The sequence below is a fragment of the Moorena sp. SIO3B2 genome, from assembly GCF_010692525.1.
Classification (GTDB): domain Bacteria; phylum Cyanobacteriota; class Cyanobacteriia; order Cyanobacteriales; family Coleofasciculaceae; genus Moorena; species Moorena producens.
In genome coordinates this window covers 1-1,390 of the sequence record NZ_JAAHHE010000877.1, presented here as the reverse complement: position 1 = coordinate 1,390, position 1,390 = coordinate 1, and the positions used below count along the sequence as shown (strand labels likewise).

Sequence of the window (1,390 nt, the reverse complement as noted above, 5' to 3'; positions counted from 1 at the left end):
GGTATTTTTTCGGCTTTTGCTGCCAGTTCGTTTTCCATAATTTACAATTTACTGCTTGATCATGAAATTAAGGACAACCTTGCTGAGATACTGTACCATCGGGCATAGTGGCATTACACAAATTAGCGCCAGTCAAATTAGCCCCAGTCAAATTAGCCCCCGTTAAGTTAGCCTCGGTCAAATTAGCCTCGGTCAAATTAGCCCCACTTAGATTAGCATTTTGTAAGTCAGCATAGCTTAATTTGGTTCTATACAAATAGGTATTACTTAAATCAGAGCTAGCCATGCTCGCACCGGTTAAATCCCCCAAACTTAATGTGGCTCCTTTTAAATTAGCCTCATATAAGATTACCACAGGAGCAAAAACCTTATCTAATTTAGCATTTTCCAATGTAGCCGATGTTAAATCAGCATCAAATAAACGAGCAGCTACTAAATTAGCATTTGTCAGGATGGCTCGTTCTAAATTAGCGAGAGTTAAATCTGCTCCCTGGAGATTGGCATTGGTCAGATCCGAACTTACTTCTTCGGTGGCCCGTCGTTGGTAAGATTGAAGTTTAGGATTCAGTAGAATACTATTTAGATAAGCCCCTGATAAATTAGCCCCTCTTAAATTAACACTTCTCCAATTACAGTTACTAAAATTACCAAAGCTCAAATCACGACCACTTAAATCACTTCCTAGATCGCAATTAGAAAAAGTGTTGGATTGGGCTTGAGCTGGCAACCCTATAAAACTGAGACATAAGAGAGAAGAAACTAGAGTTGAAGACACTAGAGTTATCGTTTTAAGCACCATAGTCATATTGAGTAGTTAGGAGTGAAGATTTAGAGCATGAATTAATACAGAGTCAAATCTAGAGCCATCCCTGTAGCAGTTGTGATAGTGTTCAGTTGGAGCAACGGATGGTTAACGGATGTAACCAATGGAAGTATGGAAAAATCTAGAAGTATCGCAAGATGGTGAAGAGGCTACCCATAGTAGCATGGATTTCTTTCACCTTTGACTTCGGATTGCTATAATAGTATATAGTATTTTGCTGTGAGATGTGACAGTAGGATTGCTCGGAACGTCGAAGCACGGAATAAGGCACCAGTAGAGTTTTTGAGCTAAACTGTTGTACACTCGTCAACAGTAATAGACCATGAATCCAACTCGCCAACTAATCCCAAACATTTTCAAATGGATAGTAGCCTCTGTGCTAATCCTGAGTCTCTTTGGATGTGCCGCCCTTCTAGACCAGTTAGGAATCGGGAATTACACTGTCAAACGGGTATCTGACGGGGATACCATTCTCGTCGCTGACAGGTTTGGCAAGGATGTCAAAGTTCGGTTTGCCTGTATCGACGCTCCAGAAATTGCCCATTCCAAAAAAGAGAAGCAAAGCCG

2 protein-coding genes are annotated in these 1,390 nt (G+C 40.8%); one reads left to right on the top strand and one right to left on the bottom strand.

Annotated features, from left to right (window positions below; translation table 11 throughout):
* Positions 1 to 67: 67 nt before the first annotated feature.
* Positions 68 to 799, bottom strand: a complete 732-nt coding sequence (locus tag F6K38_RS41980; protein WP_161603154.1) for a pentapeptide repeat-containing protein — start codon at positions 797 to 799, stop codon at positions 68 to 70.
* Between the two features lie 346 nt (positions 800 to 1,145).
* Here F6K38_RS41980 and F6K38_RS41975 point away from each other — a divergent pair.
* Positions 1,146 to 1,390: thermonuclease family protein (locus tag F6K38_RS41975; protein ID WP_502709671.1), on the top strand; the 245-nt coding region annotated here is incomplete at its 3' end.

Coding starts and splice junctions, on each gene's coding strand:
- F6K38_RS41980 (WP_161603154.1), bottom strand. CDS start 799: ATGGTGCTTAAAACGATAACTCTAGTGTCTTCAACTCTAGTTTCTTCT.